Origin of the sequence: uncultured Aurantimicrobium sp., assembly GCF_936931525.1 — a bacterium.
GTDB lineage: Bacteria > Actinomycetota > Actinomycetes > Actinomycetales > Microbacteriaceae > Aurantimicrobium.
Map to the genome: position 1 here is coordinate 1 of NZ_CAKZII010000016.1, position 19035 is coordinate 19035.

Genomic DNA, 19035 nt, shown 5'->3' on the forward strand with positions numbered 1-19035 from the left:
GATGATGTGGCAGGGCGTGGACGGGCAGGGGTGAAGTTGTCAGTCGCCCGATCAAGGAACCGGAATGTTCGATATCGCATCGTCCGAACTGCTGATGGTGGCGTTGGTCGCGCTGGTCGTGATCGGGCCGAAGGACCTGCCGCGCGTGATGCGCGTTGTTGGTCATTGGGTCGGTAAGGCGCGCGGCATGGCACGCCATTTGCGCAGCGGCATGGATGAGATGATCCGCCAGTCCGAAATGGAAGATCTCAACCGCAAATGGGCGGAACAAAACGAACGGATCATGCGCGAGCATCCGATGACGGATGCCTATCGCGACCATTCCGCAGATGGGCCACCCGCCACGACGCCTCAGCCGGATGTGATTGAGCCGGCGCCGCCCGCCGCCCGTAACGAGGGTGAAGCCTAAATTGACCGAGGATCTGGACGATACCAAGGCGCCGCTGCTCGAACATCTGATCGAGTTGCGCAACCGGTTGTTGTGGAGCATTTGCGCCTTTGCGCTACGCGTTGGCGACGCCAAGCAGGCTTACGAACGGGCGATCAGCCTCGGCGCCTGGGGCTACGCCGGCACGGCCGGGCAGTGCAACCGTGTCAAGCAGATCCTGAACGAGTGCGCGAACGCCGTCATCGATAACACCAATGGGGTCGGTCACGGTCGTCAAGACCGGATCACCAAAAACTCGAATGGGACGCTCGACCATGTAAAGACCCGGAACGACTAGTACTGGTGAGCGAGGCCGTCGACAACGAGCGCAGCGAGGTTTCTGGCTGCTTCTTGTGTCAAGGGGCGAAGCTTCTTGAACTCGATGGCGGAACCGGCAGCCAACTGAGCATCGTATGGAATACGGACGATTTCACGAACACGCGAGCGGAAGTGCGCCTCGATTTCGTCAAGGTTGACCAGCTGAGTGCCTTGGGTGGCTGTGTTGAGAGCAACAATCGCACCACGGACCAAGTGCTTGTATCCGTTGGATTCAAGCCAGGTGAGAGTTTCGGCTGCCAAACGCGCCTCGTCGAAAGAACCGCCTGAAACGATGACGAGTCCGTCTGCACGGTCAAGGGTTGCCTTCATGACCGAGTGGATAATTCCAGTGCCACAGTCAGTCAAGGCAATCGAGTAATAGCGGCTAGCAAGGTCAGAGACGATGTTGTAGTCGTTTGCACCGAAAGCTTCAGACAAGAATGGGTCAGTGTCCGAGGCAAGAACATCGAGACGAGTCTTGTCACGGTTAACGAACTCTGAGAAGTCGTTGAAGGTCAATACCTTCGCTGCATCATTGACCAAGTCACGGACTGTCTTCTCCGTGGTCTTGTTGAAACGCTCAGCAAGAGTTCCACGGTCAGGATTAGCGTCGATGGCGAGAACACGGTCTTCACGAACAAGTGCCATAGCCATACCCAGCAGGGTGGTGGTCGTAGTTTTACCCACTCCACCCTTACGTGTCAGAACAGGAACGAATTTGGTTCCACCGCTCAGTGGGCGTCCAATGCTGGCATCGAGAGCCTTGCGGTGTCGCGTAACCGGTGAATCACCAAGGTTCACGGCATGGAAAGTGATGTCGTAGACGAACTTGTTCCAACCTTCGGTTGGCTTGTCGCGCTTCTTCTTTGCGTCCAGCACACGCTCAGGAGTGAGCATAGAAACGGGCTCAGGCTTAGTTGCAGGCTCGCCAGAAAGACGATCACGACGAGTGGGAAGAGAGCCGGTATCAACAGACTCAACTTCAACGACTACTTCGTCAACCTCAGCAATGACAACGGGTTCTTCAGGAACAGAAACGGTGGGGTTTTCACCACTGAACACAGCACGCAATGATGCTTCCATGTCGGCTTCAGTTGAGCTGGTGAGCGAAACCGGAATAGCAGGAAGGCTGATGGTCGAAACCTCTGGTGCCTGCTCAACATCTCGTGGAGCAGCTGCTGTTACGTCTGAAATGCGCTCAGGAGATACTTTCTTTACTCCTGTGGACTTCTTACCAGCAGGCTTTTTTACTGCTTTCTGTGGTTCTTCCGTGCTCACTCAATAATCCTTCAGTCGTGGTGTAACTGTGTGAGTCTACCGAATTCTCCCTCCCCTGTTCGGGGAATAGGAACCTTCGTTGACTAGGGCGACTAGTTCGCAGGAGTAATCGGAGTGATGACCACGATGAGGTCACCAGCTTCAACCTGCTGAGACTTCTGGAAAGACACTCGCTCCACACGACCTGTGATGGTTGCAGTGATCGCCGCTTCCATCTTCATAGCTTCGATGGATGCGACAGGGTCTCCTGCAGCTACGGTCTGTCCTGCTTCAACCTTGACCGTGACAACACCAGCGAATGGTGCTGCGACGTGTCCGGCTTCAGTGAGATCTGCCTTCTCTGCACTCTTGGTGCTGATTTCGACAGAGCGGTCACGAACAAAGACAGGACGGAGCTGACCATTGAGTGTCGTCATGACCGTGCGCATACCCTTGGGGTCTACTCCACCAATGGCTTCGAGCCCTACATAGAGACGAACACCACGGCCGAGATCAACAACGTGCTCGCTGCCAGATTCCAAACCGTAGAGGTAGTCCACTGTGTCGAGAACAGAAACATCACCATAGGTCTCACGAACCTGTTCGAATGCCTTGGTGGGAACGGGGAAGAGCAAACGGTTCAGGGTTGACCGACGTGAAGCCGATCCACCAGCCAAGCCAGCGTGGTCTTCTTCTGTGAGCGGAGCAACCTGAATGTTGATGGTCTTACCCTCAAGAACCTTGGTGCGGAAGGGCTCTGGCCAACCACCGGGGATGTCTCCCAGTTCGCCAGCCATAAAGCCAATGACCGAGTCAGGGATGTCGTACTTCTGAGGGTTGGCCTCGAAGTCAGCAGGGTCTGCCTTCACAGCAGCTAGGTGCAGAGCAAGGTCACCCACAACCTTCGAAGAAGGTGTCACCTTGGGAACGCGGCCCAGGATCTTGTTCGCCGCGGCATACATGTCTTCAACCAACTCGAAATCGTCAGCAAGACCCAGTGCAATAGCCTGCTGACGCAGGTTGGAGAGCTGACCACCGGGGATTTCGTGGTGGTAGACACGACCAGTTGGTGCAGGGAGCCCTGATTCAAATGGCTTGTAAATGTTACGGACAGCTTCCCAATAAGGCTCGAGGTCGCAGATGTTGTCCAGGTTCAGACCGGTATCACGCTCAGTGTTGGCAAGAGCTGCAACCAGGGCAGATGCACTGGGCTGGCTTGTGGTTCCTGACATGGGAGCTGATGCAACATCAACTGCGTCTGCACCGGCAGCAGCAGCTGCAAGCAAAGTAGCCAGCTGGCCACCAGCAGTGTCGTGGGTGTGAACGTGAACGGGAAGATCAAAACGCTCACGGAAAGCAGTAACAAGCTTGGCAGCTGCTGCGGGACGCAACAAACCTGCCATGTCCTTGATTGCAAGGATGTGCGCACCTGCAGCCACAATCTCGTCCGCAAGGGAGAGGTAGTAGTCGAGGGTGTACTTGTCTTCAGCAGGATCCAGCAAGTTACCGGTGTAGCAAACCGCTACCTCAGCAACAGTGGTGCCGGTTTCGAGTACTGCTTCAATAGCGGGACGCATCTGGTTGACATCGTTGAGAGCATCAAAGATACGGAAGATGTCAACACCAGTAGCTGCTGCTTCTTGAATGAACGCCTTGGTGACTTCTTCAGGGTAGGGGGTGTATCCCACTGTGTTGCGGCCACGAAGAAGCATCTGAATGGCAACGTTGGGCAGAGCCTCACGCAGCTTGGCTAGACGATCCCATGGATCTTCACCGAGGAAACGCAAAGCAACGTCATATGTTGCTCCACCCCAAGCCTCAACAGAGAGAAGCTGAGGAGTCATGCGTGCCACATAGGGAGCTGCGTTGACCAAGTCCTTGGTGCGAACGCGAGTAGCCAAGAGGGATTGGTGAGCGTCGCGGAATGTGGTCTCGGTAACGGCAACAGCTTTTTGCTGACGAAGCGCCTGTGCAAATCCCTTGGGACCCAGCTCCAAGAGAGCCTGGCGGCTTCCTGCTGGTGCAGGAAGGCTCAGGTCGATACGAGGAAGCTTTGCCATGGGGTCTGCGCCTGCTGGTCGTGGACCGTTGGGCTTGTTGACGGTGACGTCGGTAACCCAGTTGAGGATCTTTGTTCCACGGTCCTTAGACTCACGCCCGGTGAGCAGGTGAGGACGCTCATCGATGAAGCTGGTGGAGAGATCTCCAGCCTTGAATTGTTCGTCATCAAGAACACCCTGCAAGAAAGGGATATTGGTGGAGACGCCACGAATACGGAATTCAGCGAGTGCACGACGTGAGCGATCCACAGCAGCGGTATAGGTACGACCACGGCAGGTGAGCTTGACCAACATCGAGTCGAAGTGGGGACTGATCTGTGAGCCAGGGCTGACGGTTCCACCATCTAGACGGATACCAGCACCACCAGGTGAGCGGTAGGTCGTGATCTTTCCAGTGTCGGGACGGAAGCCCTGCGAAGGATCTTCAGTCGTAATACGGCACTGCAGCGCAAATCCACGAACGTGAACACTTTCTTGGTGGAGACCTAGGTCGTCCAGCGACTCCCCTGCGGCAATGCGCATCTGTGACTGCACGAGGTCAACATCGGTGACCTCTTCAGTCACGGTGTGCTCAACCTGAATACGTGGGTTCATCTCAATGAAGACGTGCTGTCCTGCACGCTCACCGGCAGTATCAACGAGGAACTCTACGGTTCCGGCGTTCTGGTAACCAATAGAGCGAGCGAATGCGACAGCATCACGGTGAAGAGCAGCACGAAGTTCGTCCGAAATGTTCGGAGCAGGTGCGATTTCGACAACCTTCTGGTGACGGCGCTGAACAGAGCAGTCACGTTCAAACAGGTGAATAGTTTCACCCTGGCTGTCCGCAAGGATCTGAACCTCAATGTGACGAGGGCGAAGAACTGCCTGCTCAAGGAACATGCGGCCATCGCCGAAAGCACTTTCAGCTTCACGCATAGCGGCTTCAAGAGCAGGACGAAGTTCGTCCATGGTCTCCACGCGACGCATTCCGCGTCCACCACCACCGGCTACAGCCTTGGCAAAAATAGGGAATCCAATGTCAGCTGCTTCAGAGAGCAGGTGATCAATGTCTGTTGTTGCCTGGGTGGACTTAAGTACGGGAACACCAGCGGCGATGGCGTGGTCCTTTGCCGTGACTTTATTTCCCGCCATTTCCAATACGCGGGCAGGCGGACCAATGAAGGTGATGCCGTTATCTGCTGCCGCCTGCGCTAGTTCAGGGTTTTCAGACAGAAATCCATAGCCTGGGTAGATCGCGTCTGCGCCAGATAACTTGGCCACACGAATGATCTCGTGTACGTCAAGGTAAGCACGAACAGGGTGTCCTGGTTCACCAATCTGGTAGGCCTCATCCGCCTTCTGGCGGTGCAAAGAACTGCGGTCTTCCTCCGGGAAAACGGCAACTGTCTTTGCTCCAAGCTCTACAGCCGCGCGAAAGGCGCGAATGGCGATTTCGCCACGGTTTGCAACCAGGATTTTCTTGAACATATGACCCCTTCGAATGCCGCCAGCATCGGTTCGTAGTTAGGTACTCCCAGCCTACAGAAGGTATCGTGGTGCTAATGCACGTCGTCAGTATTAGCTCCCTGAAGGGTGGCGTTGGTAAAACAACGGTCACCCTCGGTTTGGCATCCGCTGCGTTCGCCGCCAATTTGCGCACACTTGTGGTTGATTTTGACCCTCAGTCCGACGTTTCAACCGGTCTCGGTGTTGATACTCGTGACCACCTCAACGTCGCAGATGTTCTAGCAAACCCCAAGCTCAAGACTGTCCGTCAGGCTATTGCTCCAGCTGGTTGGTCAGCTCCTGGTCACGCTCCCATCGATGTGATGATTGGAAGCCCTTCAGCAGTTAACTTTGACGGTCCCCACCCCACAGCTCGTGAGGTATGGCGCCTAGAAGAGGCTCTGGCGACCGTAGAGGACGAATATGACCTCGTACTCATCGACTGCGCCCCTAGCCTGAATGCTCTCACCAGGACCGCGTGGGCGGCTTCTGACCGTGTAGTTGTCGTGACCGAACCTGGTTTGTTCTCCGTTGCAGCAGCTGACCGTGCCCTGCGCGCCATTGAAGAAGTTCGTCGAGGCCTCAGCCCCCGCCTTCAGCCCCTTGGATTGATTATCAACCGTGTGCGTGCGCAGTCGCTTGAACACCAGTTCCGCATTCAGGAACTTCGTGACATGTTTGGGCCTCTTGTTCTTCAGCCTCAGCTCCCTGAGCGCACTTCACTCCAACAAGCACAAGGCGCTGCCCGCCCCGTGCACGCCTGGCCTGGAGAAGCTGCTGCAGACATGGCGAAAAACTTCGACCAACTCCTGAATCGCATTTCTCGTGCAGGAAAGATCGGCGAATACGCCCCCAAGTCCTAGAAACAAACTAGAAAGCCCCCGCAACTGCGGGGGCTTTCTAAGTTAAATCTGTAGTGGGCTACTAGCCAACCTTGCGCGCACGACGAGCAGCAAGCTCATCTGCAGCGTCAGTTGCAGCAGAAGTGATTTCAACCAAGCTGGTCTCTACTTCTCGCAGAACCTTGCCAATAGCAATACCAAATACACCCTGACCTCGGCTGACGAGGTCAATAACTTCATCGTTGGTAGTGCAGAGGTAAATACTCGCACCATCACTCATGAGAGTGGTCTGAGCCAAGTCATAAATACCTGCGGAACGAAGCTGGTCAACAGCTGCACGAATCTGCTGAAGAGAAATACCTGTGTCCAACAGACGCTTAACCAGCTTGAGTACCAAAATGTCGCGGAATCCATACAGACGCTGTGAACCAGATCCAGCTGCGTCACGCACGGTAGGGACCACAAGTTCAGTGCGGGCCCAGTAGTCAAGCTGACGGTAAGTGATACCTGCAGCCTTGGCTGCCTCTGCACCGCGGTAGCCGGCGTTCTCGTCTCGTTCGGGCATGCCATCGCTGAACAGGACATCAAGCTCGTAGCGAGCATCGTCGCTGCGGTTCAGTTCGTTCATTTCCGGCCCTTACTAGATGCAACAACCTTAAGGTTCAAGTTGTTGTTGAAAGTTTGTAAACCCAAACTTACAGACAGTTTTTAATCGTGTCTGGGATTTAAAGCTTCACACGCCCTTGGGCGTGTCGCAATCCTGAAATTATCGGGACTGCTGAGAAATTACTTGACGCAGCATCTGAGAACGAACGACCTCGATGTGACGAGAAATCTCATGTGCGCGCTCAATAGAACGAGCTTGGCTTGCAGCGTCCTGACGGTGGCTGACAGGAACCAGTGCACGTTCGATGAGTGAGTACTCACGTTCTGCTGCTGCTCGCATGGTGCGCAGGTGACGTGGCTCAATACCGGATCGCTGAAGTTCTACCAAAGCAGTAAAGACAACAATGTGTTCTTCACTATAAGAATCAGCAGGTTCAAGCATTCCTGCAGACACAGCATCTTGAAGAAGGTTGAGGCTTGCGCCACATGCGCGAACGAATTCTTCACGGGTGTAACGGGTAGGAGTTGAGAGCAGAGAATCTGCAGACAAACTCTGAGCGTTCGGAAGCGCAGGAGTATTTCCAGCATCGATCTCATCGAGGTGAGTGCGAATGACCTTCAAGGGAAGGTAGTGGTCGCGCTGCATAGTGAGGATCAGACGAAGACGGTCAACGTGCTCAACTGAGAACTTGCGGTATCCCGAAGGAGTGCGCTCAGGAGTGATGAGACCCTGTTCTTCAAGGAAGCGAAGCTTCGAAGGAGTGAGGTCAGGGAAATCTGGAGATACCTTGGCCAGGACTTGACCGATGCTGAGCAAGCCGCGAGGAGCGGGTGCTTTACGTGCTGCTGTTGCCATTACGCCGAAACACCTCGAGCCAGGTCTACACGTGAAGCAAAGAAGGTGAGGTGGAACTTGCCAACCTGTACTTCATCACCATCTGTCAAAGCATGGCGTTCCACGCGTTCTCCTTCGTAATACGTTCCGTTCAGCGATGCAAGATCGCGAACTTCAAACTCTGCTCCGTTGCGACGGAACTCAGCGTGACGACGAGAAACCGTTACGTCATCCAAGAAAATATCGGAGTCTGGATGACGGCCACAGGTGGTGACATCCACATCCAACAGGAAGCGAGCACCCTGGCTAGGACCACGACGAACAATAAGTAGTGCACTGCCGCTGGGAAGTGAAGCGATTGCTTCCTGCTCTTCAGGGGTAACGTCTACTGCTTCTAGAGCTTTGACCTGATCAATAAATGACTGCGAGAAAGTGGCAGTTTGATCTGGACCGGGGGTCGAAGAGGGGACCTGTGTGGCTTCATTGCCATTGAGTGAATCGTTCACTTTGCCCCTTTCGTACTTCACAACATTAGTGGACTTTTTGTCAGCGCAAAACACGAGACTTTTTATGACGACCCAGTGGAAAAAGTAACCACTTAAGTTGACATTTCCAGACTTATTCGTTCAAAAAAATGGGGCTCAACCCGTCATGAGCTAGACTAAAGACATCTTGTGAACGATATGTTTCGTTCCCTGCGTCGATAGAACGCTTCCCTCACCTCAATCGGTTGACATTTTTCTTCGGCGAACGGATGCATCATCAGATGCCTTCGCCATGTATCCCGGTTTCGATGTCGAGCTGAAGTTCCATTAAGAACTTCTCTGTTCATGTCATATGCATGTCATCATGCATCGGGAAATACTCAAAGGTAATAACTCTTATGTCTGAAAAGACTTTCTCCGTCCTGGGCGTTCCCGCCCCACTCGTTGCAGCATTGACTGCAGCAGGTATTGATTCCCCTTTCCCCATTCAGGTTGACACTCTTCCTGACACTCTCTCTGGCCGCGACGTTCTTGGTCGCGGAAAGACAGGCTCAGGTAAGACCTTGGCCTTTAGCATCCCCATGGTTGCTCGTCTTGGTGGCACCCTTGCTGGCGGACGCCGTCGCCCCGGTCGTCCACTGGGACTCGTGCTTGCCCCCACCCGTGAACTGGCAACCCAGATCACCAACACCATGGTTCCTCTGGCAGATGCTTACGACCTGCGTGTGACCACCATCTTCGGTGGAATTTCACAAGCTCGTCAGGTCGCTGCCCTCAAGGCTGGCGTTGACATCGTGGTGGCAACACCCGGTCGTCTGGAAGACCTCATGAAGCAGGGCTTCTTGCACCTTGATGCCATTGAGATCACCGTGCTTGATGAAGCAGATCACATGGCAGACCTGGGCTTCCTGCCCATTGTTACCAAGATCTTGAAGGCAACCCCTACTGGTGGTCAGCGCCTGCTGTTCTCAGCAACTCTAGATAACGGGGTGGACAAACTGGTTAACCAGTTCCTCCACAACGAAGTTCTCCACTCGGTTGACGAGGCTAACTCCCCCGTTGCCCAGATGACTCACCACGTGTTTGAAACAAGCGGCAATGATGCCAAAAAGGACCTTGTGTACAAGCTCGCTTCGGGTACCGGCCGCCGCATCTTGTTCATGCGCACCAAGCACCATGCCAAGAAGCTTGCCAAGGCTCTGACCGACGCAGGTATTCCTGCAGTCGATCTGCACGGAAACTTGTCTCAGCCCCAGCGTGACCGCAACCTCGCTGCATTCGGTGAGGGAAACGTCAAGGTTCTCGTCGCAACAGACGTTGCAGCTCGTGGAGTTCACGTAGATAACGTCGAACTCGTCATTCACGTCGACCCACCCATGGAACACAAGGCATACCTGCACCGCTCGGGCCGCACCGCTCGTGCTGGCGCTGAGGGTGACGTTGTCACCATCTGCCTGCCAACTCAACAGAAGGATCTCGCATCGCTTCTGAAGAAGGCAGACATCCAGGTTGTTCCCCAGAAGGTCACCGCGAACTCTCCAGAAGTTCTTGAGCTCACCGGTGAAATTGCTGAATACGTCAAACCCCAGCCACGTGAAGCAAAGCCTCAGGGTGGTGGCGGAAACTCGAACGGTAAGAACGCCCAGCGTAAGCGTGCACTTCGCGAAGCTGCCGGAACCGTAAATGGACGACCGCTGCGCGTAGGCCGTGATGGCCAGCCCGCTCGTGACCGTTCGGGACGCCCTCCAGCAAATGAAAACGGCACTCGCCGTACCGGGGCAAACAAGCCCAGCACAAATGGCGGAGCTCGTTCCTATGGCTCAGCCGCAGGTGGCGGACAGCGTGCAGCTGCTTCAGCAGGTTCACGACCTGCCGGAGCCGGCCAGCGCCAACGCAGTGCTCGTCCAAAAGCGAACCAATAAATCAAAAGTTAATTCAGACTATGAAATCTGATCGGTTCCAATAATTTATATTGGTATTACTACTTAGTTATGGGGGCAGAATTTGCATTGGAACAAACTTTTTTCAATCTTGACGGTAAGTGTTGTTGCCTCTTTAATTACTGGTTGCACTCCAACAGAAACACCCAAACCAACTCCTACTTTCAGGGCGGGTGATGACTGCTCAACCCTAGGTACACAAATTGAATTTGGGGATATGAACTTTGAGTGCAGATATTCAGATCAACAAAAACTTCACCTGGTCGCCTTAAAGGGTGATAACTCAGCACCTAAGGATGCTATAAATCTCTCCCCCTTAGATATATGCAAAATCCAAGATATTAGAGAATCAAATATCCAAGGTGGCGCTAACACAGGTCAAGCTACTTCATTCCCACTTATCAATAATCGGATACCTGTTTCAGGCAATATCAGAGTTTGTGTAATCCCGATTGATTTTGAAAACGCTCCAAGCGATCAATCCGTGACTGAATTGATGTCTGATCACTTAAAACAGTTTGATGAGTGGATGGACTTCACTACAAACGGACTAGCCAAGTATGAATGGGTTATGAGTGACAATTGGATTCGGATGCCGCTCCCTGCTGAGTATTACAACTGGGATCACCCCTACGTAAATCCGGATGGCACCTACCGATACGGCGATGCTCAATTGCAAAGTGATGACGAAATGGCTACTCAAGTATTCAGCATGGCGGAGCAGTATTACGATTTAGATTCACTTGATTACATCTGGGTTGTTGCGCCGCCGAAAACAAATCAGGTTCAGTGGGCCCCTCAAGGTTCTCCAAGGCAAGTCTCAACCCCATCCGGAACAAGAACCTTGAATTATTTTGGTCTCGGATACAAACTTTGGAATGACCAAGCCAGCCGAATTCCAGTTTGGGCAATCATGTCCCATGAAATGCTTCACGCTCACGGCTTAGCACAACATGCACCAGGAAACGGTTATTCTCTCCACATTGGTGGTAGCGGAACAATTTTGGGAGCTTGGGATTCACTTTTACTTGGTTGGAGATCCGAAGAGTCCTTTGCATGTTTTGATGCAACAACAAGCAATGAAACCGAAATCGATTTAGCTTCCATAGATTTAGAGAGCAATGGTTACAAAGCAGCAGTAATAAAACTCTCAGATCATGAAGTCATAGTTATTGAAAGCCGACGACAAGGCCCCTACTCAACAAATATCTCACCTGGCACTGCGGGAGTAATTGCGTACGTAGTTGATTCGTCAAAGCCTTCTCTTCGATTCGACAATGACTTTTCCCGAGAAAAAGAGTATTTTTCTTATTTTCTTTCAATTAATCAACCGCATAAAAATCCAATTAATTTTGGTAATGCGTTTATTGCTCAATCTAGCGAACCCATAAATATGACTACTGACAGAGTCGCCCTCATCGGAGATACCTTTAGCTACGGTGGTGTGAACATTTCGCTTACACAGTCTGCAGATTACGACACAATAACAATTTCAAAATAAACATTCTCTCACCACTGAGTGCGATGCTTTTCTTGTTCCACAACTGCGTGTAAATCTGCCAGCTTGCGCATTCCTGCCAAGGGCTGTGCCATCCGGTGATTAGTTCGAATCTTAGGTTCAACCCTGTTCAAGAATGCCCAATACCCGGCAGTGAAGGGACATGCGTTCTGACCAAGTCTGACCTTGGGATTGAAGGGGCAACTGTGACAGAAATCTGTCATGGAATTGATGTAAGCACCACCGGACGAGTAGGGCTTTGTTGCGACGAGGCCACCATCCGCATGTTGACTCATCCCAATGACATTGGCGGGCATCACCCAGGGTGTTCCATCAACAAATGCATCGATGAACCAGTTATTGAGCTGTTGCGGGTTATATCCACGCTGGAGTGACCAGTTCCCCAGAATCATCAGCCTTTGAATATGGTGGGCATAACCGCTATCTCCAACTGCGGAAAGCACATGCTTCATACAGTCCGCTTCGACGCCTTCACCATCGAGCTTCCAAAACTGCTCTGGAAGATCAACAGTTGCATCTAGGAAATTGTTGGACCGGGCGTAATCTTCGCCAAGATGCCAATACAGATGCCATACCCAGTCGCGCCACCCTGCAATCTGGCGCACGAGTGCTTCAACACTGCCTAGAGGGGCATCTCCACGTTCATAGGCAACAACACAGGCATCAATGACTTCTTTGGGATGCAATAACCCAAGATTCATGGGGACACTCAACAGGGAGTGCGCCATGACATCATCGCCTTGGAGACTGGCGTCTTCAAATGGACCGAAGTCCATCAGGCGCGTCTCAACAAATTCTGCCAACGCCGCAAGCGCTTCATCCCGTGTTGCTGCAAAGCGCCTGGGACCATCACGGCCAAGAAGCTTAATCTCACCGGCCTCGCTCCATGTTTTCAGATCAGCACGAACCTGAGCGTCAATCTCATCTTCAACTGGAGACCATGGTGCTGGTAAACCAAGGCTTGTAGCACCCTTGGGAGGCGGCTGCCGGTTGTCGTGGTCGTAGTTGTATTGTCCACCAGCAGGCTGCGGACCTTCCATCAGGATTCCGGTGGAATCACGCCAATGGCGATAGTAATTCTCGAGCTTCAGACTTCCCGGCTTCTTGTCGTGTGCCCACTGGGTAAAGAATTCTTCGCTACTAACAAAACCTCGACTTGGAACTGTGGGAATGCCCAGTTCGGCAACGAGTGCCCGCGAACCCCAGCTGGTGGGGTTCACCATGTCAATCGACTCACCTTGTGACAGGAGAGGCTTCAACACATCACGATAGTGATCAGTTTGAACGTAGCGAACACGAGAACCAAGTTCGGCTTGCCGGTGGCGTAACGCACTCAGAATAAGGTGCGCTTTAGCCCAGTGATACGGGCGTCTAGCTAAGACAGCTTTGGCTTCGATGAGAAGGATCTCTCCCCCGTCATCAAAGTGCGGACCAAGCTGATCCGCCATCAGCCACCTCATCGCGAACGAGACTCGGTTGTTAGGAAAAGAAGCCCTGAAAGGACGACGACTAGACCAAGCCAACCAATGGGTGCAATGACTTCACCCACCACGACAACTGCCATCACGACAGCGACGACTGGTTCGAAGAGTGTGTAAACCGCAGCACGTGAAGCGGGCATCGCTCCCAAGCCAACTGCAAGAAGTAAGTGACCGACCGCTGTCGGAAACAGAACGAGATATGCCATCACAGGAATAGCAAGAGGTTGATTCTGGAATTGACCAGGATCTGCAATAACAAGCGCAATCAAAATCACGAGCAAAGGCGCTGCTGAAACCAACTGAATCGTTGAGATGACGGGACGGTGCCCCATTCCCTGCGGCCTATCAGCATGAGGCTTCATGAGCTTGTTGGCCATGTAGGTATAGAGGGCGTAGGCAAAGCCTGCAACGAGTGCCAGCACAATCCCCAAAGTCACCATCGAAGAGTCGCGAACTACTCCCCCACCGTCTTCGCCAAAGTTTCGACCAGAAACGAGCATTGCTCCACCAGCAACAGTGATGGCAGTGGCAATAAGCCAGCGAGCACTGGGGCGTTGCTTATCCACGCCCCACTCAATCAACCCCGCAAAAAGCGGTGCAGACCCGAGTGCGATGACGTTACCCAGAGCAACACCAGCCCAGCTCATTCCGATGTAAAACACAGTGCTGTACACAGCCAAGCCGAGGGCGCCCAGAATGACTAGCGGCACCGCACCGATGTTCTTCCAGACCATCCGCACACCCGGCAAGGCAGTTGCCCCCAAGATAAGCCCACCAATACCCATGGTGCTGGCGCCGATCACGATGGGGTTGATGCCAGGAATGAAACTGGCGGCCATCCCAGTCGTTCCCCAGAAGGTGCAGGCAAGCAGTAAAGCAACAACACCCCCGCCATAGCTGGCGTGGGGTGTTGTTTTCATAGCTCTCAGACTAGCGAGAAGGGAACTTTGGCGGGTGAAGCCCTGCTAGTTCCTGAATCACACGAACAACCTGGTGGCTGTAGCCATACTCGTTGTCATACCAAACGTAGAGAATGATGTTCTTCCCATTAGCAATGGTGGCAAGGCCATCCACAATGCCGGCACGGTTGGAACCAACGAAGTCGGTTGAGACAACTTCAGGTGATTCGATGTAGTCAATCTGGTTACGAAGGTTCGACTTCAACGAAGCATCACGGAGCATTTTGTTGAGAGTGTCGCGATCGACTGCCTTGTTCAAGGTTAAGTTCAAAATCGCCATTGACACATCGGGGGTGGGAACGCGGATGGCGTTACCGGAGAGCTTGCCCTCGAGTTCAGGCAGAGCCTTGGACACAGCCTTGGCAGCACCAGTTTCGGTGATGACCATGTTCATCGCTGCCGATCGGCCACGACGGTCACCCTTGTGGAAGTTATCAATGAGGTTCTGGTCGTTGGTGTACGAGTGAACAGTCTCCACGTGACCGTATTCAACTCCGTAAGCATCATTGATGACCTTGAGTACTGGAGTAATCGCATTGGTGGTGCAGGATGCTGCGGTGATGATCTTGTCATCTGCCGTGATGGTGTCGTGGTTGATGCCATAAACCACGTTCTTCAAGGGGCTCTTGCCTGGCGCGGTCAGAACAACACGGGAGATGCCCTTGGCTTCAAGGTGCTGAGCAAGTCCTGGCTCATCGCGCCAGCGACCGGTGTTGTCCACCAAGATGGCGTCGTTGATGCCATACGCGGTGTAGTCCACGGTGGTGGGGTCAGAGGAGTAAATGACCTGGATGGGCTTGCCATTAGCAATAATCAGATTCTTTTCCTCATCAATGGTGATGGTGCCATTGAAGGGTCCGTGCACAGAGTCACGGCGCAATAGAGAAGCACGCTTGGTGAGGTCTTTGTCATCACCCTTACGAACAACGATGGCCTTCAAAACTGGACCACGTCCGTTCTCTGCGTTACCCAAGAGAATACGAGCGAGAAGGCGACCAATACGGCCGAAACCATAGAGAACTACGTCCTTCGCGTCATCTGCGGTTGCAGGCTTTCCCTTGCCAGCAACCGGAGCCAGTTCAGCGGCAGCAAAGTCAGCGATGGAATTTCCAGAACCTGCCTGATCAGCAAGGATTCCGGCCACGTTGATGGAAGCGGGACCTGGGTTCAGCGCAACGATGGCCTGAACAAGTTCGAGTGTGCGATTGATGTCGAGTTCTTGACCATCCACGTGACGGGCATAACGGTGGGCCTTCACAATCTGCAGAGGCGATGAGTTGATGAGGCGACGACCGTGAATAGAAGTGACAACGCCGTTGTCACGATACAGACCACCGATCAGCGGGATGAGCTGTTCAGCTACTGCTTGACGGTCGGTCCAGGTGGCGTCATTGTGTGGTGCCATGTGGATGGTTCTCCCTTGAAACTGTCGAAAAGGCCAACCGCTTATCTCGAGCGTTTGACTGAGGTATTCAGTTTGTACCGGGGACGTCTGCGTCTTCCGGGGAGGGAGTATTTCCAGCCTAATTCAGGTGCGGGGAAAACTGTGGGAGATACATTTGTCACTATGGAAATGTTTCAGGCCGAAGGTCGCACTGTTCTCGTCATTGGCGGCCTCGGCGGATTAGGCCGCGGCATCTGTTCTGCCTTCATCACTGCCGGCGCGAATGTCATTGCCCTCGATACCAACACCGAAAAGGAAACTGCTTTTCGGGTGGAACTTGATGCACTTGAGGCTCAATTCAGCGTTATTTGCGCGGATGCAACCACACCCGAGGCGTATGTAGCAGCACAGACCGATGCCTCTTCCCGCGGGCACTGGATCGACACCCTGGTGGTGTGCGCAACTCCCCCACAGTTCACCAAGGCCATAGAAGACTATGACTGGGACTACCACCAGCAGATGATTGATGTATTTCTGAAAATTCCATACGTTGCAACAACTGCTCTATTGCCTGCAATGAAAGAACACTCTTTCGGTCGCATCATCAACATCACCTCAGAGGTATTTGAGAAGAGTGAGCCCTATTCCTCTGCCTATGTCGCCGGCAAGGGTGCTCAGATTGGGTGGACCAGATCTATGGCGACAGAGCTTGCCCCGTTCGGCATCACCGTCAATCACGTCGCTCCAGGATTCATCCCGGTTGAGCGCCACAAAGACCTCCCTCAAGAAGTCCTAGATGGATATCTCGCCACCGTTCCCACTGGACGCTTTGGAACGCCGGCAGATATCGGTGCTGCGTGTGTTTACTTTGCCAGCACAGAAGCGGGTTTTGTCTCGGGGCAGACATTGCTCGTCAACGGCGCGCGCTCACCGCACTAAAACCGACTAAGCAGGACCGTTTGGTAGCAACGGGACTACCCGGTGCTTGAGTTCAATTCCCTGGGCCCGGTAGCTTCCACCAATAATCAAGACTGCACCGAGGACTCCGAGCCAGCCCAGCATCTCAGCACCCAGGAAGACCCCAATCACCACAGCCCAAATAGGCTCTGTTCCCAGCAGCAGGCTCACACGTGCTGCAGAAGTCTTGCGGACAGCCCAGAGCTGAACCAAGAAGGCGAACACGGTGCACGCTGCAGCCAGATAGAACAGATCGAGCCAATCAAGAGCAGTGAAAGTTGAGTAGCTTGCAATCACTCCGGGAACGTCAGCTGCGGTGAACACCACAGCACAAACAACTGTCTGCACGAAAGTCACACTGACTGAGCTGTAGCTATAACCCGTGGTGAGTTGCCCCAGCGCTGTGACGTGAATGCTTCTCACAATTGCAGCACCCAGCATGAGGGCATCACCCCAGTTGGGGGTATGGAATCCGTTTCCAGAAACCAATAACAACACACCCACGACAGCAACAGTGGCGGCGATGAAGTAGCTTCGCGGCAACCATTTCTTGAGCCACAGTGATTCCAAGATGGGCGTGAACACAATGGTCATACTGATGATCAGTCCAGCATTAGTAGCGCTGGTAAGTTTCACGCCCCAGGTTTCTAAGCTCAGAATTCCAGCTTGGGTGAGACCAAAGAAGACGCCAATCAGAAATCCTCGCCGGTCCAGTCGGCGGTTCTTGGATATCGCCCAGACCCCCAACATGATGACGGATGCAATAAGGAAACGTGCGGAGAGAATGGCAAAGACACTGCCATGCTCCGTGAGAACTTTGGTTGCTAAGTAGCTACTTCCCCACACTGCGGCAACACCTAGGAGCAGAATGTCTGCTTTGTTGCGGCTGAAGAAGTTCACTTATTCACTCTAGGAGCCTTGGGCGCGTTCGGCTTGCATCCAGACTTCGGGCGTAGGCTCAGCCCAAGAGCCATTGCGGCTCCCTACGAAGGGAAAGACCATGGCTGAGAAAAACATCAAGAAGAGCAGCGGCAAGACAGCACCTGCTAAGTCGCTCAAAGAAAAGCGTGCTGACAAAAAAGACAAAGCCACCGCTAAGGCAAACTACAAAGAGGTTTAGCCTTCTGTGTGACTAGTGCACACTCAAGCCAGACACCAACAAGGTGATGGCCAACACAGCAAATACTCCTGCCACGACAAATTCCATGGCAATGGTGAAACCTGTGGTGGTCATCACCTTTCTCATTGCCGAAGCAGCAAAAACCAACGTAGTGAGCCACACGGCAGAAACCACGACAAAGATCAGACACAAGAAGACCAGCTGAAGCGGAACACTTTCTGCCTTACCTAAGAACTGCGGGAAGAACGCAAGGAAAAAGATCAGCACCTTGGGGTTTGTCACGTTTGTGAGAAAACCGAGAACAAAAGGCCCTGCCTTGCCCTTCACTCCAGCAGCCTCAATATCGACCGGCGAATACGTTCCGGCCTTGTTCTGAGAAACCAGCTTGATACCGGCGCGCAGGGATTGCACTGCAAGGAACAGCAGATACAGCGCGCCTACTATCTTGAGCCAAAACAATGCGCCTGGTGCACGTGCGATAACCAAACCAACCCCAGAGATCAACAAAATCGACAGGGTGGTAATTCCGGCATATATGCCAAGCATGGTGAGGAAACCAGCTTTCACTCCCCCACGCAAGGTAGAGCGCAACATCAAAAAGGTGTCTGCACCAGGAGAGAGAATGATCACCAATGCCGAGACAAGAAATGCTGGCAGGACAGCGTAATCCAGCATGGATTACTCGTCGTTGAGTGCTGCGTTCAAAGCCTCAATGACTATGGCGTGATCATCTTGTTGAGGAACTCCACTGGCAATGACAGCGCCCACGAACACATCGCCGATGAAGAGCGGGAACCCGCCACCATGTGCAGCAAAGGACTGATCTAGACCTGTTTCTGCGTGAAATTCTTTGCCTTGAGCAATCAACCGCTGACCAACCAAGAACGAGGATTCTTGGAATTTATAAACTGTCTTGCGCTTGCGCTCAATCCAGTCATCATTTTCTGCAGTGGTTCCAGGGCAGGCATATCTAAAGACGTGTTGATCTCCGAGAAAAACGGAAACTGCAAGTGGCCAGTTCCGCTCTTCTGCACGTGCAGCCAGATCCATTCCTAGCGCAAGAGCATCCTCGTGACTGAGCGAGTCAAAACGAAGGTCTACGCATTGACGTTCTAACTCAGCAACGTCTGCGAGGAGTTCAGAATCTGACATGTTCTCAACCTAGTGGCTGGAATTACTTTGCGGCAGAACCGATGATGGCGTCGACATCAATTTCGACAAGCATGTCTGGTGCTGCAAGAGCACTTACTTCAACAGCGGTTGCAGCAGGACGGATGTCCCCGAAGAATTCACCATGAACCTTGCCCACAGCATCAAAGTCAGCGATGTTGGTGAGGTAGATGCGAGTGCGAACAAC

At 53.1% G+C, this 19035-nt stretch carries 17 protein-coding genes and 1 pseudogene; 5 read left to right on the forward strand and 13 right to left on the reverse strand.

Going from position 1 to position 19035, the window contains the following annotated elements; translation table 11 throughout:
• Positions 1–64 precede the first annotated feature (64 nt).
• On the forward strand, positions 65–409 hold the full coding sequence (gene tatB / locus Q0362_RS00680) for a Sec-independent protein translocase protein TatB (protein ID WP_298118652.1): 345 nt from the start codon (positions 65–67) through the stop codon (positions 407–409).
• Between the two features lie 151 nt (positions 410–560).
• On the opposite strand, the pseudogene Q0362_RS00685 reads toward tatB, so the two are convergent.
• From Q0362_RS00685 to Q0362_RS00695, 3 genes and pseudogenes are all read right to left on the reverse strand, one after another.
• Positions 561–704 (reverse strand): annotated as a pseudogene (locus Q0362_RS00685) (peptide deformylase); the annotation flags it as partial.
• Positions 705–721: 17 nt separating this feature from the next.
• Positions 722–2023: an AAA family ATPase gene (locus tag Q0362_RS00690; RefSeq protein WP_298118657.1), complete on the reverse strand. Its 1302-nt coding sequence runs from the start codon at positions 2021–2023 to the stop codon at positions 722–724.
• A 92-nt stretch (positions 2024–2115) separates the two neighbouring features.
• The gene (locus Q0362_RS00695) at positions 2116–5532 is read right to left on the reverse strand and encodes a pyruvate carboxylase (protein WP_298118661.1); all 3417 of its coding nucleotides are present in this window, start codon (positions 5530–5532) and stop codon (positions 2116–2118) included.
• A 74-nt stretch (positions 5533–5606) separates the two neighbouring features.
• Here Q0362_RS00695 and Q0362_RS00700 point away from each other — a divergent pair, with 74 nt between their 5' ends.
• Positions 5607–6413, forward strand: a complete 807-nt coding sequence (locus Q0362_RS00700) for a ParA family protein (RefSeq protein ID WP_298118664.1) — start codon at positions 5607–5609, stop codon at positions 6411–6413.
• Positions 6414–6474: 61 nt separating this feature from the next.
• On the opposite strand, the gene Q0362_RS00705 is transcribed toward Q0362_RS00700, so the two are convergent.
• The 3 genes from Q0362_RS00705 to Q0362_RS00715 all read right to left on the reverse strand — a co-directional run bounded on the left by Q0362_RS00705 (position 6475) and on the right by Q0362_RS00715 (position 8339).
• The gene (locus Q0362_RS00705; RefSeq protein WP_298118667.1) at positions 6475–7020 is read right to left on the reverse strand and encodes a MerR family transcriptional regulator; all 546 of its coding nucleotides are present in this window, start codon (positions 7018–7020) and stop codon (positions 6475–6477) included.
• A 138-nt stretch (positions 7021–7158) separates the two neighbouring features.
• Positions 7159–7854 (reverse strand): MerR family transcriptional regulator, encoded by a 696-nt coding sequence (locus tag Q0362_RS00710; protein WP_298118670.1) that lies wholly within the window; start codon positions 7852–7854, stop codon positions 7159–7161.
• Positions 7854–8339: an FHA domain-containing protein gene (locus Q0362_RS00715; protein WP_298118674.1), complete on the reverse strand. Its 486-nt coding sequence runs from the start codon at positions 8337–8339 to the stop codon at positions 7854–7856. The genes Q0362_RS00710 and Q0362_RS00715 overlap by 1 nt, the downstream gene beginning before the upstream one ends.
• Positions 8340–8716: 377 nt before the next feature.
• Between Q0362_RS00715 and Q0362_RS00720 the strand changes: the two genes are divergently transcribed.
• Positions 8717–10240 carry a DEAD/DEAH box helicase gene (locus Q0362_RS00720; protein WP_298118677.1) on the forward strand — a complete coding sequence of 508 codons (1524 nt, stop codon included), beginning with the start codon at positions 8717–8719 and terminating at the stop codon, positions 10238–10240.
• An 82-nt stretch (positions 10241–10322) separates the two neighbouring features.
• Positions 10323–11759, forward strand: coding sequence for a hypothetical protein (locus tag Q0362_RS00725; protein WP_298118679.1), 1437 nt, complete (start codon positions 10323–10325; stop codon positions 11757–11759).
• Between the two features lie 8 nt (positions 11760–11767).
• On the opposite strand, the gene Q0362_RS00730 is transcribed toward Q0362_RS00725, so the two are convergent.
• The 3 genes from Q0362_RS00730 to Q0362_RS00740 are packed head-to-tail and all read right to left on the reverse strand — an operon-like array spanning position 11768 to position 15622.
• Positions 11768–13225 carry a cryptochrome/photolyase family protein gene (locus tag Q0362_RS00730; protein WP_298118681.1) on the reverse strand — a complete coding sequence of 486 codons (1458 nt, stop codon included), beginning with the start codon at positions 13223–13225 and terminating at the stop codon, positions 11768–11770.
• A gap of 8 nt (positions 13226–13233) precedes the next feature.
• Entirely contained in the window at positions 13234–14178 is a 945-nt protein-coding gene (locus Q0362_RS00735; RefSeq protein ID WP_298118683.1) for a DMT family transporter, read from the reverse strand.
• A gap of 10 nt (positions 14179–14188) precedes the next feature.
• Entirely contained in the window at positions 14189–15622 is a 1434-nt protein-coding gene (locus Q0362_RS00740) for a glyceraldehyde-3-phosphate dehydrogenase (protein ID WP_298118685.1), read from the reverse strand.
• A gap of 162 nt (positions 15623–15784) precedes the next feature.
• Here Q0362_RS00740 and Q0362_RS00745 point away from each other — a divergent pair, with 162 nt between their 5' ends.
• Positions 15785–16540, forward strand: coding sequence for an SDR family NAD(P)-dependent oxidoreductase (locus Q0362_RS00745; protein ID WP_298118687.1), 756 nt, complete (start codon positions 15785–15787; stop codon positions 16538–16540).
• A gap of 6 nt (positions 16541–16546) precedes the next feature.
• Here Q0362_RS00745 and Q0362_RS00750 read toward each other — a convergent pair whose 3' ends face one another.
• From Q0362_RS00750 to Q0362_RS00765, 4 genes are all read right to left on the reverse strand, one after another.
• A complete protein-coding gene (locus tag Q0362_RS00750) occupies positions 16547–17458 on the reverse strand; it encodes a DMT family transporter (RefSeq protein ID WP_298118690.1) in 912 nt (303 codons plus the stop codon).
• A 232-nt stretch (positions 17459–17690) separates the two neighbouring features.
• Positions 17691–18353 (reverse strand): LysE family translocator, encoded by a 663-nt coding sequence (locus Q0362_RS00755; protein WP_280795328.1) that lies wholly within the window; start codon positions 18351–18353, stop codon positions 17691–17693.
• Between the two features lie 3 nt (positions 18354–18356).
• Entirely contained in the window at positions 18357–18830 is a 474-nt protein-coding gene (locus Q0362_RS00760) for a heme-degrading domain-containing protein (RefSeq protein ID WP_298118693.1), read from the reverse strand.
• 22 nt (positions 18831–18852) lie between these two features.
• Positions 18853–19035: Rid family hydrolase (locus tag Q0362_RS00765; RefSeq protein ID WP_298118695.1), on the reverse strand; the 183-nt coding region annotated here is incomplete at its 5' end.